The organism is Pseudomonas fakonensis (genome assembly GCF_019139895.1).
Taxonomy (GTDB): Bacteria; Pseudomonadota; Gammaproteobacteria; order Pseudomonadales; family Pseudomonadaceae; genus Aquipseudomonas; species Aquipseudomonas fakonensis.
In genome coordinates this window covers 325,208-338,992 of record NZ_CP077076.1, presented here as the reverse complement: position 1 = coordinate 338,992, position 13,785 = coordinate 325,208, and the positions used below count along the sequence as shown (strand labels likewise).

At 67.3% G+C, this 13,785-nt stretch carries 11 protein-coding genes; 4 read left to right on the top strand and 7 right to left on the bottom strand.

The features are described 5' to 3' along the window. Position 1: 1 nt before the first annotated feature. From KSS94_RS01430 to tagH, 7 genes are all read right to left on the bottom strand, one after another. On the bottom strand, positions 2–721 hold the full coding sequence (locus tag KSS94_RS01430; protein ID WP_217841338.1) for a PP2C family protein-serine/threonine phosphatase: 720 nt from the start codon (positions 719–721) through the stop codon (positions 2–4). Continuing rightward, positions 718–1,380: a type VI secretion system-associated protein TagF gene (gene tagF, locus KSS94_RS01425; RefSeq protein ID WP_217841337.1), complete on the bottom strand. Its 663-nt coding sequence runs from the start codon at positions 1,378–1,380 to the stop codon at positions 718–720. Before tagF ends, KSS94_RS01430 begins: the two co-directional genes overlap by 4 nt. Further along, the gene (tssM, locus tag KSS94_RS01420; protein ID WP_217841336.1) at positions 1,377–4,883 is read right to left on the bottom strand and encodes a type VI secretion system membrane subunit TssM; all 3,507 of its coding nucleotides are present in this window, start codon (positions 4,881–4,883) and stop codon (positions 1,377–1,379) included. Before tssM ends, tagF begins: the two co-directional genes overlap by 4 nt. Beyond that, positions 4,880–6,175 carry a DotU family type VI secretion system protein gene (locus KSS94_RS01415; protein WP_217841335.1) on the bottom strand — a complete coding sequence of 432 codons (1,296 nt, stop codon included), beginning with the start codon at positions 6,173–6,175 and terminating at the stop codon, positions 4,880–4,882. Before KSS94_RS01415 ends, tssM begins: the two co-directional genes overlap by 4 nt. A gap of 218 nt (positions 6,176–6,393) precedes the next feature. Further along, the gene (tssK, locus tag KSS94_RS01410; protein ID WP_217841334.1) at positions 6,394–7,728 is read right to left on the bottom strand and encodes a type VI secretion system baseplate subunit TssK; all 1,335 of its coding nucleotides are present in this window, start codon (positions 7,726–7,728) and stop codon (positions 6,394–6,396) included. Between the two features lie 15 nt (positions 7,729–7,743). Beyond that, positions 7,744–8,235 carry a type VI secretion system lipoprotein TssJ gene (gene tssJ, locus KSS94_RS01405; protein WP_217841333.1) on the bottom strand — a complete coding sequence of 164 codons (492 nt, stop codon included), beginning with the start codon at positions 8,233–8,235 and terminating at the stop codon, positions 7,744–7,746. A 43-nt stretch (positions 8,236–8,278) separates the two neighbouring features. Continuing rightward, positions 8,279–9,637, bottom strand: a complete 1,359-nt coding sequence (gene tagH / locus KSS94_RS01400; protein WP_217843495.1) for a type VI secretion system-associated FHA domain protein TagH — start codon at positions 9,635–9,637, stop codon at positions 8,279–8,281. 396 nt (positions 9,638–10,033) lie between these two features. Between tagH and tssA the strand changes: the two genes are divergently transcribed. The 4 genes from tssA (at position 10,034) to KSS94_RS01380 (ending at position 13,754) form a co-directional block, all read left to right on the top strand. Beyond that, positions 10,034–11,071 carry a type VI secretion system protein TssA gene (tssA, locus tag KSS94_RS01395; RefSeq protein ID WP_217841332.1) on the top strand — a complete coding sequence of 346 codons (1,038 nt, stop codon included), beginning with the start codon at positions 10,034–10,036 and terminating at the stop codon, positions 11,069–11,071. A 72-nt stretch (positions 11,072–11,143) separates the two neighbouring features. After that, complete coding sequence (tssB, locus tag KSS94_RS01390; protein WP_217841331.1) at positions 11,144–11,659, top strand: type VI secretion system contractile sheath small subunit; 516 nt, start codon at positions 11,144–11,146, stop codon at positions 11,657–11,659. Between the two features lie 11 nt (positions 11,660–11,670). Next, positions 11,671–13,164: a type VI secretion system contractile sheath large subunit gene (gene tssC / locus KSS94_RS01385; protein WP_217841330.1), complete on the top strand. Its 1,494-nt coding sequence runs from the start codon at positions 11,671–11,673 to the stop codon at positions 13,162–13,164. 101 nt (positions 13,165–13,265) lie between these two features. Further along, positions 13,266–13,754 carry an Hcp family type VI secretion system effector gene (locus KSS94_RS01380; protein WP_217841329.1) on the top strand — a complete coding sequence of 163 codons (489 nt, stop codon included), beginning with the start codon at positions 13,266–13,268 and terminating at the stop codon, positions 13,752–13,754. The last annotated feature ends 31 nt before the right edge of the window (positions 13,755–13,785 follow it).

Sequence of the window (13,785 nt, the reverse complement as noted above, 5' to 3'; positions counted from 1 at the left end):
ATCAATTGGCCTTCACCACCACGGCGGTGATGTTGTCGGGCGCGCCGCGGGTCAGGCCCAGGTGCACCAGGCTGCGCACCACCTGGTAGGGGTCGGCGTGGCCGAGCACATCGGCGATTTCATGGTCTTCGGCGGTCTTGTTCAGGCCGTCGCTGCACAGCAGGTAGGTGTCGCCGGGCTGCACCTGCAAGGCCACCGACTGCAATTCGAAATGCTCCTCCACGCCCAGGGCGCGGGTGACGATGTTGCCGCGCGGGTGCACCCGCGCCTCGGCCTCGCTGAGCAGGCCGCTGTCCTGCAGCTCCTGCACGTAGCTGTGGTCGTGGGACAGGCGCTCGATGCAGCCATCGCGCAAGCGGTACAGGCGGCTGTCGCCGGCCCACAGGCCGATGGCCAGCTCGCCGCGCGCGGCCAGCACCACCACGGTGCTGCCCATCATCGCTACGCCGCGGCGGGCGGTTTCGTCACGCACGGTGCGGTTGACCCAGGCCAGGCCATCACGCACCTCGTCGGCGAATTCTTTCAGCGAGTCGAGCATCGGCAGGCTGCGCAGGCTGTCCACGGCAAGGCTTGCCACATAGTCGCCGGCGGCATGCCCGCCCATGCCGTCGGCCACCGCCCACAGGCCGGCCCAGGTCAGGTCCAGGCAGGCGTCTTCGTTGATCTTGCGCACCATGCCGACATGGCTGTAGCTGGCGGCGCTGTATTGCATGTCGGTCATCCGGTCGCAGCCTCGCTACCCAATAAAAAGCCGGCGAAATCCGCACTGCGCGGCAAGCCCGCGCAGCGCATCAGCCCCGGGGCAATACGTTCCGAACCCCGGCCCCACCACAAGCTCATGCCCTCGCAGGCGCACTCGGCCAACGCCAAGGCACGCCCCTCAGGCGACGTCGCGTCCAGCCGTTGCAACCCGCCAACGGCAACCTGCGGGCGAGCTGCACGTGGGAGCGGGCTTGCCCCGCGAAGGGCCAGCACGGCGTGCTCGAACTGCTCGAAGGTCGCATCCTGTTCCAGCGTCGCCAGCAACACCGCTTCGGCCTGTTCAAGCCACTCGTCACGGTCACCAACCGCTGCCGCCAACGACTCCCCCGCCCCCAACACCTGGGCCACGGTCAACGGGAAATACCGCCCCACCCGGTCGATGCTCGGCATCAGCACACCCACCACCGCATCCGGCCCACACACCCCCGGCGCCAAGGCAAAGCGCCACAACGGGCTCACCAGATACGCCTCGAGCCAACGCTCCCCGAGGCCCTGCTGGCTGGCTTGAAGCCCCGCCGCCAGCCACTGGTCCCAGGGCTGGATGAACGTCTGCGGCAGGCCACGGCTGACGAAGTCGCCGCGGCAGGCCAGTTTTCCGTAGAAGCCAAGCTCGTTCACAGGCGCTCCGGCAGGCTGAAACCGCTGACCACTCGGCTGCGGAACGGGTTGAAGGCGCTGCTGGCACGCAGCTCGTAGGACACACTGGCGCCATCGACCCGCAGGCGCAGGTTGAAGCGCTCGGGGGAGTTGCCGGCCACCAGGTCCGACTGGTCGAGCAGGCGGAACCAGGCCCACGGCCCTTCCACGGTCAGCCCCGAGCGGCCGCTGGCCAGTGGCGGGGTTACCGACAGGCGCACCACACCAATGCTGTTGGGGTTGGGCCACTGCAGCGCCACCGGGCGGCTTGGGCCGTGGTCGTAGCTGACCTGTTGGCCGTCGAGGTCGAGCAGGAACTGGGTGATGCTGGCGTCCATCGCCACCGGCTTGAGCTCGAAGCGCACCCCCGGTTGCAGGCCGCTGGTATTGCGGAAGAACGCATCGCGGATGCTCGCCGCACGCTGGAAGGTGGCCAGCACGTTGCTGTTGATGCCGAGCTTTTGCGCCGCACCCGGCTGCCAGCTCCAGGGGCTGCTGGAGGTGTTGACGTAAGGTTGCAGGTACTTGCGGAAGTAGTTGTCCATCACCCCGCCAACGCCGAAGAACTGGCCGAAGTCTTCCAGGGTGGCGTCCCGCGAGCTGCCGGCCACCAGCGGGTAGCGGCCGCTCAGGGACTGGCGGTAGACGTTGACCACCTCGCTGGTCCAGGCGGCGTTGAGCTGGCTGCGCACCCCGCCCATGACGATGTTGTGGGTCGAGCCCAGCACCGAGCTGACCAGGTTCTGCACCACCTTGGGCTGGCGCGCCGCACCCAGGGCCACCCGCTGCGCGGCGGCCTGGGCCTGGTTCTTGGCCTCGCCCAGCAGCGCATCGCCACTGGCCCCGACCATGGCGCTCACCTGCACGTACAGCGCGTTCAGGTCGGTGAGCAAGCCGTCGATGGCCGCGGGTTGGCCTTCGCCAGTTGCAACCAGCGCAGCCACTTCGGCGAAGTGCTCGGTTACCGGGTCCAGCTGGCGCACGGCGGGGTTGTCGCTGGCCAGTGGCGTGTCGCCCAGCAGGCCACCCAAGCGCTGGCGCAACTGGTCGACCCCGGCCTGCTCGGCCTTGTCCTTGACCTTGTCGAGGGTGGTGGGCTGGGACAGGTCGGTTTCATGGGCCACCGCCTGCAGCAGTTTTTTCATCGGCGAAGTCGGCCCGGACAGCACCCGCAGCACGTCGGCGGCCTGGCCGACGCTGGTGATGGGCACAAAGTCCAGGTCAGCCAGCAGGGCATCCCAGTGGCGGATGTAGTCCTGGTAATACAGCTGCAGCACGTCGTCGGCCAGGCGCTTGGCATCACCCGCCTCGCCCGGCTCGCGGCCCAGCACCCAGCGCTCTTCGGCCAGGGTGGTGGCCTGCGCAAGGCTGGCGGCCAGGAACGCCTTGCGGTAGCCCTCGACGCTGAAGATGCCCGGCAGCGGCTCGCTCAGCGGCTTGCCGCTCTTGAAACGGAACACCAGCGCAGCATCGCGCCCGGCGGCGTCGCTGACGCGAAAATCGCTCACGCCGGCGGGCAGCTTCTGGCGTTTGACCCGGTCGTACACGCGCTGGGCCACCGGCAGTTGCTGCAACTGGCGACGGGTGTCGTCGATCAGGCGCTGGTCCAGGCGGGCGTTGGGCGGGCGCTTGTCGAACAGCGCCGCCAGGTGCTGCTCCAGGGCCTGGCGCATGTCCGGGGCCAGGTCGCGGGGCAGGCTGCGTTCCCAGTCCAGGGTGACCCAGGCCTTGATGAACTCGGGGTCGTAGTGCTCGCCGTCGGCCAGCATCAGGTAGGCCTTGAGGCCTTCGTACAGGTAGTCGGAAGGGCCGCCGGCGTACAGCTGCTCCTCGATGCGGGTGACCAGGCGCGGGGCGAAGATGGCAATCAGCAACTTGCGGTAGACGCTTTGCGATTCGCCTTCGAGCATGTCGCCCTGGTACAGGCCCAGGCCCTCGGCCCACCCGGGCGGGTCGTCGGCCAGGCGGCGCACGGCGTTGAGCAGCGGCAGCACCTCGAGCACGTTGCGCTGCGCCGGGCTCAGCTCCTGCACGCTCTTGCCCACCGGCTTGAGGCGGCTGTCCACCTCGGCGATGTACTGCTGGTTGGCGCGGTAGCTCACCGCCCACAGGCTGCCGACCACCAGCACCAGGGCCACGCTCAGGGCCAGGGCGCCGCGGGCCAGCCATTTGCGCCGCTGCTCGACTTTCGGGTTGCTGCCCACCAGGCCCCGCTCGGCGAAGGCCACGGCGCTGAACAGCTTCTCGATGAAGTAGCTGCGCCCGGTGCCGTTCTGCCGCGCCAGGTGCGCGCGGTCCAGGCCCATGCTCTGGGCCATGCTGCCGATCAGGCGGTCGATGGGGCTGCCTTCCTGGGTGCCGCTGGTCAGGTACACCCCGCGCAGCAGGGCGCGCTCTTCGAAGGCGTTGGGCTTGAACACGCCGTCGAGGAAGCTTTTCAGGTTGCCGCGCAGGGCCGCGAACTGCTGCACGAAGCCGTACACCAGGTCGCGCCGCGCCGGGTCGCGCTCCTGTTGCAGGCGCTCGACCAAGCGCTGGTTCAGGCGCTGTTCGAGCAAGCCGAATTCATTGCTGAACTGCGCCAGCGGGCCGTCGCCTTGCTGGCCGTCGTCCAGGGCGAAGGTCATGCCCCACACCTGGGCGCGCTCTTCCTTGCCGAGGTTGTCGAAGAACTCCATGAAGCCCGGCACCAGGTCGAGCTTGGTCAGCATCAGGTAGATCGGGAAGCGCACCCCCAGCTGGCTGTACAGCTCCTGGATACGGGTGCGAATGGCTGCGGCATGGGCGGCGCGCTCGGCGTCGCTGCCCAGCAGCAGGTCGGACAGGCTGATGGCGATGAACGCACCGTCGATGGGCCGGCGCGAACGCTGGCTCTTGAGCAGGTCGAGAAAGCCCAACCAGGCGGCTTTGTCCACTTGCGCATGGCTGTCCTGGGTGGTGTAGCGGCCAGCGGTGTCCAGCAGCACGGCCTGGTCGGTGAACCACCAGTCGCAATTGCGCGTGCCGCCCACGCCACGGATGGCGCCCTCGCCCAGTTGCGCGGCCAGCGGGAAGTGCAGGCCGGAGTTCACCAGCGCGGTGGTCTTGCCCGAACCGGGCGGGCCGATGATCACGTACCACGGCAGCTCGTAAAGGTTGCGCCGCTCGTCACCACCCAGGCGCGCTTTTTTCAGCAACACCAGGGCTTCGTCCATGCGCTGGCGCAGGGTGGCCAGCTCTTCGGCGGTGGCCACGCTGGCAGGGTCCGGCGCGGTTTCGGCAGCCAGGCTCTCCATCACTTTTGCGGCCTGGCGGCGGGCCTGGATCACCCGCCACACGCGATAGCTGACCCACACCGCGAACAGCAGCACGATCAGCACCACCCGTGGGGTGGCCGGCACCAGCGCGTCCAGCAGCGGGCCGACGAACCAGATGATCAGGCTCAGGGCCAGCAGGCCGAGTACCGGGATAACCCAGCGAATGACAAAACTGAAAAACGCCTTCACTCGACGCCCTCCGCCAGAACGGTGATTTCAACCCGGCGATTCTTCGCCCGGCCCTGGGCGCTGTCGTTGGACGCCAGCGGCTCGGTGTCGCTCAACCCTTGCGCGGTGAAACGCTGCGCCTGCCCGGTGCGGGCGGCGAGGATGTCGCGCACCTCTTCGGCACGGGCCTGGGACAACGCCCAGTTGGACGGGAAGCGAAGGGTGGCGATGCGTTGGTTATCGCTGTGGCCGGTGATCTTGACGTTGCCCTTGACCTTGCCCACCGCCTCGGCGATGCGCAGCATCAGCGGCTCGAAATCGCCCTTGATGCTGGCGCTGCCGCTGGCGAACAGCTCGTCGCCACGGATGGTCACCACCGAACGGTCCACCGCATCTTCCACGGCAACCCGCCCGGCCTTGATTTCGTCGGCCAAAAAGCCCGCCAGGCGCGGGCGCTCGACAGGCTTGGGCTGCACCACCGGGCGGTCCATGGCCTGCACCGGGATCTCACCCAACGCGTGGATGCCGCGGAACACCGGCTCCGCGTCAGAGGCCAGCTTCAGCCGCAGGCCGAACAGCACCAGCAACAGCAGCGCCAGGGCAATGGCCAGACCAACCCACGGCGGCACGAACTGCGCCAGGCGGTCGCGGGCCACGGTCACCCCGCGCCAGTGTGGCGACAGCTCACGCTCCACGTCGCCACGGGCACTGCGAATGGCCGCTGCGGTGCGTTCGCGCAGGGCTTCAAGCTGGGCGCGCCCGCCGTTCATCACCCGGTAACGGCCTTCGAAACCCAGGCTGGTGCACAGGTACAGAAGCTCCAGCAGGTTGATGCGCTCACGCGGGCTTTGCAGGCAGTGCTCCATCAGCTGGAACACCTTTTCGCCGCCCCAGGCCTCGTTGTGCACGGTGATCAACAGGCTCTGCTTGCCCCAGTCGCTGGCGCTGCCCCAGGGGGTGCTGAGTACCGCTTCGTCGAGGGCGGTGCACAGCGCGTAGCGGGCCAGCAGCACCTCGTTGCGCGGCACGCCGCCGGCTTCGGCGCGCTCTTCGAACTGGCGCAGGTAGGCCAGCAGTTGCGCGCGCAGGCTGGCCGGCGCCGGGTGGGCGATGGTGTTGCGCAGGCGGGTGAGCAGCGCCAGCAGGGGGCCGGCGGCTTGCTCCAGGGGGTTCAGACCCACCGCCTGGCCGGGGGCCAGGGGTTCGGCGGGGATGTTCAGCGGCGCAGGCGCCGCCTGCGGCTGCGCGGCGGCCGGCTGCGGGCCACGGCCACCGGGGCGCGGCATGAACTGGGTGCGGTCATCCGATTGCATCGCGGCTTAGTCTCCGGTCCGTGGAAGGGGGGTGGCACGGCAAGGCGCACTGACGCGGGCTCTGTGGGAGCGGCCTTGTGTCGCGATAGGGCTGCGCAGCAGCCCCGGCAGCGTTTGCCGTGATGCTGAAATCCGGGGGCCGCGCTGCGGCCCTTTCGCGACACAAGGCCGCTCCCACAAGGTGCTTGCCACACCTGCGAAGTCAGAGCTCAACGGCCTCACCCCCGAATCGCCCAGAAGGCCAGGTTCAACCCGGGGAACTCGCCGGCCATGTAGAAGGCAAAGCCGCCCGACTGCTGCAGCTGCTTCCAGTGCTCGCTACCGCGGTCCAGCTCGAAGTAGGTGGAACCTGCATGGAACGGGATCTGCCGTGGTGCCACCGGCAGCGGCAGCAGGCCGATGCCGGGCAGTTGCAGGTTGACCAGGTCGCGAATGTGCTCCACCGAGCCGATCTTGCTCTGCTGGCCGAAACGCGCGCGCAGGGTTTCGCTGGGCACGTCGGCACGCACCACCAGTATGAAGCTGGCGCTGTCCAGCAGGCTGCGGTCGGCGAGCATGCCGACGTGGATGCCGTAGGCTTTCTCCACCAGCGGGATGGCCACCGCCTTGCTGTCGATCAGCATCGACAAGGCCTCGCGCAGCGCCGCCATCACCGGGGTGAAGGTGGCAGCCAGGTCGTCGTGCTGGTACACCGGGTAGCCCTCGGGGCGCCGGCCATCACGGGTGAAGGTGGCGAACTCGCCGGCCAGGGCCACCAGCTCGCTGTACAGCCGCTCGGGGTGCAGCGGGGTCAGCTGGTTGAGGTGCTCCACCAGCGGTTGGGCGCGGTTGACCAGTTGCAGCAGCATGAAGTCGGCAATCTCCGAGGCGCCGCCGTTGGCCGAAGCCACCACGCGCCCGGCCAGGGCCTCGCCGCGCTGGTGCAACAGGCCCAGCAGCTCGCCACGGAACCCCGACAGTTGGGTGTTTGCAGTCACATCCAGCAGCGGCGGGATGTAGCGCTCGTCCAGCACCAGGGCGCGGTCGGCGCGCTTTTCACGAATGCGCACCACACCTAACGCGGCGTAGTCGCTCAGGCCGTCCTCGGCGCGTAGCAGGCGCAGGGCGCGGCTGCCCAGGGCCAGCGGTGCGCGGTTTTCGAACGGGGCGTTGTCGTCGCGTACTTCGCTGATTCGGCTGACATAGCGCGCGCCATCGGCGGCCTCGCCGTCGTCGACGGTATCGCGGGCGCCGGCACGCTTGAGCGCCAAGCCCAGGTAGATCACCCCGTCGCGCAGCTCGTCCGGCACCTCCAGCGGCGCCGGCGGCAGGTCGTCACGGGGGATGTCGAACGGCGTGCCGTCAGGCAAAAGGCCTCGGGCGCTGAGGATCGCCAGCTTGCCCTGGGCCAGCAGGCCCTGGTCGATGAGCAGCTCGGAAAAGCCCCAGGCGGCGGCGCTGAGCGGGCGGCTGCGGGCGTCGACGAAGTTTTCCAGGTAGCGGTCGTGCTGCTGGAAGTGCTGGGTCGTGATGAACATGCCTTCCGACCAGACCACGCGATTGTTCCAGGACATGGGGACTCCGATTGCCTAGCGGGCAGGCTCAGGTTGTGGGGTGGCCACGGCGCTGCGCACGGCACGCACATCGAGGCTGATCTGATAATCACGGGGCGGCACCGGCAGCACGCTGCGCCACTGGGCCTGGTCGATTTCGCGGTAGCCGACCACCAGGCCGAGCTGGCGGGTTGCCGGATTGAGCGGGCGCTCCAGGCGCAGTTGTTCGCCGGGCTGCAGCAGTACTTCGTCCTGGTCGATCAAGTCGGCGGCCAGGGTGGCCTGGGCCCGTTCGGCCAGGGCGAAATAGTCGGCGCGGGCAAAGGCTGCGCTGTTTTTCAGCTCGTACAGGCGCACCCGTACCGGCGCCGGGGTGCCGGTGGCGCCCGGGTTCAGGCCGGCGGCGGCGCTGAAATACAGGGTGATGCCGCTGGCAGGGTCTGCGGCGGCGGGTTCGACCGGCGCGTCCTTGCTGCAGGCGCCAAGCAGCACCAGGGTCAGGGCGGCGATCAGTCGTGTTGCGTTCATCCTCGTCCTCATGACGTGTCGTGTTCTTCCTGTAGGCAGGGCTTCAGTTGCGTTGCAGGCGGCTGCCGTGGGCCTCGTAGGCACGGCTGAATTCGCGGCCGAACAGGTCCTGGAAGTCGTCCTCGGCCTCGCGGGAAATCTGCCCGTAAAGCTCGGTGAACTGCTGCCAGCAATGGGCCTGGCGCGAACCGCCGAACAGCTTGGCCAGCCCCGCGGCCGGGGCCAGGCGCTGCTCCAGGCGGGCCGGTTCGAAGCGCGTCAGCAGGTGCTTGATGGCCGCCTCCACGCCGGCCATCACCGCCAGCTGGTGGGCGCGCAGGTCGTCGAAACTGTCGCGCAGCGCCTGGTCGGGGGGCATGAACGCCTGGTTGCCGGGGCGCAGCAGCAACAGCAGCGCCTCTTCGGCATTGGGGGCGAACTTGAGCGGGTTGTTCTGTACCGGGGCGATGCTGGTCTGCTGCATGCGGAACTCGCCCTTCAGGCTGCTGCGCGCGCGCAATACGTCGATCAGGCCCTCGACCATCAAGCGGTAGCTGCGGCCGATGGCCTCCATCTGCGCGGCGGCGTCCTGGGCGTCGATACGCAAGTGATCGATACCGGCGCCGCGCAGGAAGGCTTGCAGCAAAGCGTCGCTGCTGGCCGCCGGGGCAGGTGCTGGCGCCGGGGCTGGAATCGGCGCAGGGGCGGCAACTGGTTCGGCGGCGCGCACCGGCTCCGGCATCGGCACTGGCGGCGCAATGGGTGCGGGCGCCGGCGTGCTGTCGAGCAGGTCCCAGTCCGCCGGGATCACGCCCGGCGCGGCAGGCGGCGCCACGGGTGCTGGCGGCGCCACCGGGGTGGGCGGGCGAAAATCATGCTGCTGGGCCGGCACGTGGTCCGGCTGGCTGGCCGGCGGCACACTGGCCGGGCCGAGAAAATCGAACAGGTCGGGCAGGGTGTCGTGGCTCGACGCCCCTTGCAAAAAGGCCGCGGGCGCGCCGGAAATGGGTGCAGCGGGGATGGCCGGTGCAGCCACCTGGTTGGCCATCAGCGCTTCGAAGCTGTTGCCATCGGGCTGGCCGCCGGTGGTAATGGCGTGGCCGGCGTCGATGCGCGCCTGGATTTCATACTCGCCAATACGGATAACTTCGCCGTCCATCAACGGCTCGCTGTTACCCCGGCGCAGGCGAATACCGGCATTGAGCAATTCCACACCGTTGGTACTGTTATCGGTGAGGTAGTAACGCCCATCTTTGAACTGGATCACACAATGTTTCGACGACACCAGGCGCTCTGGGTCGGGAAGTACCCAGTCATTATCCGCGGCACGGCCAACAGTGATGGCACCGGTTTCCAGCAACTTCTCCGGGCATTGCCCGGGCGTGATCTTGTGGTAACTGGTGATAGTTAGGCAAAGTGCCATCATGCCTCCATGCATATATTTAAAACACGCGCCCATTCATTTGAATGGCTTTGCGAGCCCGCCCCGCCCAACGGCAGAAACCCCAGCAAACATTGGGGAATACACCGACAAAGGGTGATTGGAAGGGCGTATTTAATCCTAGAATCGAGGCACTTTGATGGCACCCGACGCATGGACAACGCAGGCTGCCAAGTAGTTCACAGCCCTCACTCGCGGCGCGTAGCTTACCTTGACACTTGTTTACAAATAAACCATAAATGCGCAACTTCAGAGTGCCAAAGTGATATCACCTTGATATCAACTTCGCATTCTTTGACAAGTTTGTGCGCTTGTTCACAAAAGCAACTTAGCGCCAACAACTGCCCCACCACGGGCCGATATGGAGATCGAATTCTGGTGAACTCGCCGCAGTTGCTCGCCGCAGTTTCCGCCGACTTCCCCTGCGGCGAAGACCTCGAATACGACGCCGATTTTCTGCAACTGGAGCGTGATGCCCAGGGCCGCCCCGAGCGCGTGATGGGCGATGCCGTGCAACCGGCCGAGCCACCCCAGTGGCGCGATATCGAACAGGCGTGCACCGGCCTGCTGCAGCGCAGCAAGGATTTGCGCATCACCCACTTCCTGGTGCAGTCGAACCTGGCCTTGCATGGCCTGCCGGGCCTGGCGGCGAGCCTCGAGCTGATCCGCGACCTGCTGGGCGAGTACTGGCTGTACCTGCACCCGCAACTGGACGCTGCCGACGACAACGACCCCACGGTGCGGGTCAACGCCCTGGCAGGCCTTGTCTGCGACACCAACATCGCCCTGCTGCGCGACGCCGTGCTGGTGCGTTCGCGCGCCTTCGGCCCGGTAAGCCTGCGCGCCGCCCTGCATGCCGCTGGCGTGCAGCACTTTGCCAGCGAGCAGCTGAGCGCCGAAGAACTCGCCGCCGCCCTGCGCGACGCCGACCCCGAGCAACTGCAGCAGTGCCTGCACGCCCTGCAAGTGGCCCGCGAAGCCCTGGACGCCATCGAGCACCGGGTCAACGACCAGGTCGGCTCGGCTAGCGGCGTCGACCTCTCGGCCCTGCGCCAGCCGCTGCGCCAGGTGCAGCAGGTGCTGGCCGACTACAGCCCGGAGGGTGCAGCGCCGCTGGGCAGCGATGACCAGGCGACGGCCGACAGCGCCAACGACGATAGCGCGCAAGCCCCCGCCGCCGCAGCGCCGCGCCCGGCCGCGCGCCCCGGCGAGGTGAACAGCCGCGAGGACGTGCTGCAAAGCCTCGAACGCCTGCTGCAGTACTACGCCCGCCACGAGCCCTCGAGCCCGCTGCCGGTGCTGCTGCGCCGGGCCAAGAACCTGGTCAACGCCGATTTCGCGACCATCGTGCGCGACCTGATCCCCGATGGCATGTCGCAATTCGAGAACCTGCGCGGCCCTGACGGCGACTACTGAACGCCCAAGGCCGCATAAAACCGAACGCCCGCAACGAACAGAGCCGCCGCAGCGGCGCCCAGGAGGAACAACGTGGCGAAAGACAGCTCCCAGAAATTCATCGCGCGCAACCGCGCGCCGCGCGTGCAGATCGAGTACGACGTCGAACTGTACGGCGCCGAGAAGAAGGTCCAGTTGCCGTTCGTCATGGGCGTGCTGTCGGACCTCGCCGGCAAGCCGGCCGAGCCGCTGCCGGCGGTGGCCGACCGCAAGTTCCTGGAAATCGACGTCGACAACTTCGACTCGCGCCTGAAAGCCATGAAGCCGCGGGTGGCGTTCAACGTGCCCAACGAGCTGACCGGTGAAGGCAACCTGAGCCTGGACATCACCTTCGAGAGCATGGACGACTTCAGCCCGGCCGCCGTAGCGCGCAAGGTCGATGCCCTGAACCAGCTGCTCGAGGCCCGCACCCAGCTGGCCAACCTGCTGACCTACATGGACGGCAAGACCGGCGCCGAGGACATCATCCTCAAGGCCATCAAGGACCCGGCCCTGCTGCAGGCCCTGGCCAGCGCCCCGAAACCCGCCGATTCCGAGCCGAGCGCCTGAGGAGCCAGCCCATGAACGACCCATTGCGCGAAACCCAGGCCCAGCAAACGGCCACCCAGGACCCAAGCGAGTTCGCAAACCTGCTGCTGCAGGAGTTCAAGCCCAAGACCGAACGCGCCAAGGAAGCTGTCGAGAGCGCCGTGCGCACCCTCGCCGAGCAGGCCCTGGCGCAGACCAACCTGGTGTCCAACGATGCCATCGGCTCGATCGAGCAGATCATCGCCGCCATCGACCAGAAGCTCACCGCCCAGGTGAACCAGATCATCCACCACGACGACTTCCAGCAGCTGGAAAGCGCCTGGCGTGGCCTGCACTACCTGGTCAACAACACCGAGAGCGACGAGCAGCTGAAAATTCGCGTGCTCAACATCTCGAAGAACGACCTGCACCGCACCCTGAAGAAGTTCAAGGGCACCGCCTGGGACCAGAGCCCGGTGTTCAAGAAGCTCTACGAAGAAGAATACGGCCAGTTCGGCGGCGAGCCTTACGGCTGCCTGGTGGGCGACTACTACTTCGACCAGTCGCCGCCCGACGTGGAGCTGCTGGGCGAGATGTCCAAGGTGTGCGCCTCGATGCACGCGCCGTTCATCAGCGCCGCGTCGCCGACGGTGATGGGCATGGGGTCGTGGCAGGAGCTGTCCAACCCGCGCGACCTGACCAAGATCTTCACCACCCCGGAATACGCCGGCTGGCGTTCGCTGCGTGAGTCGGAAGACTCGCGCTACATCGGCCTGACCATGCCGCGCTTTTTGGCCCGCCTGCCCTATGGCGCCAAGACCGACCCGGTGGAAGCCTTCGCCTTCGAAGAAGACACCGACGGTGCCGACAGCAGCAAATACACCTGGGCCAACGCCGCCTACGCCATGGCGGTGAACATCAACCGCTCGTTCAAGTACTACGGCTGGTGCTCGCGCATCCGCGGCGTGGAGTCGGGCGGCGAAGTGCAGGGCCTGCCGGCCCACACCTTCCCCACCGACGACGGCGGCGTGGACATGAAGTGCCCGACCGAAATCGCCATTTCCGACCGCCGCGAGGCGGAGCTGGCGAAGAACGGCTTCATGCCCCTGCTGCACAAGAAAAACACCGACTTTGCCGCCTTCATCGGCGCCCAGTCGTTGCAGAAGCCGGCCGAATACGACGACCCGGACGCCACCGCCAACGCCAACCTGGCTGCGCGCCTGCCGTACCTGTTCGCCACCTGCCGCTTCGCCCATTACCTGAAGTGCATCGTTCGCGACAAGATCGGCTCGTTCAAGGAAAAGGACGAGATGCAGCGCTGGCTGCAGGACTGGATCCTCAACTACGTCGACGGCGACCCGGCGCACTCCACCGAGACCACCAAGGCCCAGCACCCGCTGGCGGCCGCCGAAGTGGTGGTCGAGGACGTCGAAGGCAACCCGGGTTACTACAACTCGCGCTTCTACCTGCGCCCGCACTACCAGCTCGAAGGGCTGACCGTGTCGCTGCGCCTGGTGTCGAAGCTGCCTTCGGCCAAAGGGGCCTGAGATACCCCGGGCAGGCCCGTTCCCTGTGGGAGCGGGCTTGCCCGCGATGGGCGGCGTAGCCGCCCCCGTACCGTCAACCGACATGGAATCCCGAGGACATCATGGCTGTAGATATTTTCATCAAGATCGGCGACATCAAGGGCGAGTCCCAGGACAAGGCCCACAAGGACGAAATCGACGTGCTGAACTGGAGCTGGGGCATGTCCCAGTCCGGCAACATGCACATGGGCAGCGGCGGCGGCTCGGGCAAGGTCAACATCCAGGACCTGTCGATCACCAAGTACATCGACAAGTCCAGCCCCAACCTGATGGCCCACTGCTCCAGCGGCAAGCACATCGACAAGGTCAAGCTGACCGTGCGCAAGGCCGGCGGTGAAAGCCAGGTGGAATACCTGATCCTCAACCTCGAAGAGGTGCTGATCAGCTCCCTGAGCACCGGCGGTTCGGGCAGCGACGACCGCCTGACCGAGAACGTGACCCTGAACTTCGCCAAGGTCACCGTCGACTACCAGCCGCAGAAAGCCGACGGCAGCAAGGAAGGCGGCCCGGTCAAGTACGGCTGGAACATCCGCTCCAACGTCAAGATCTGACGGGGGCTGCTTTGCAGCCCTTCGCGGCACA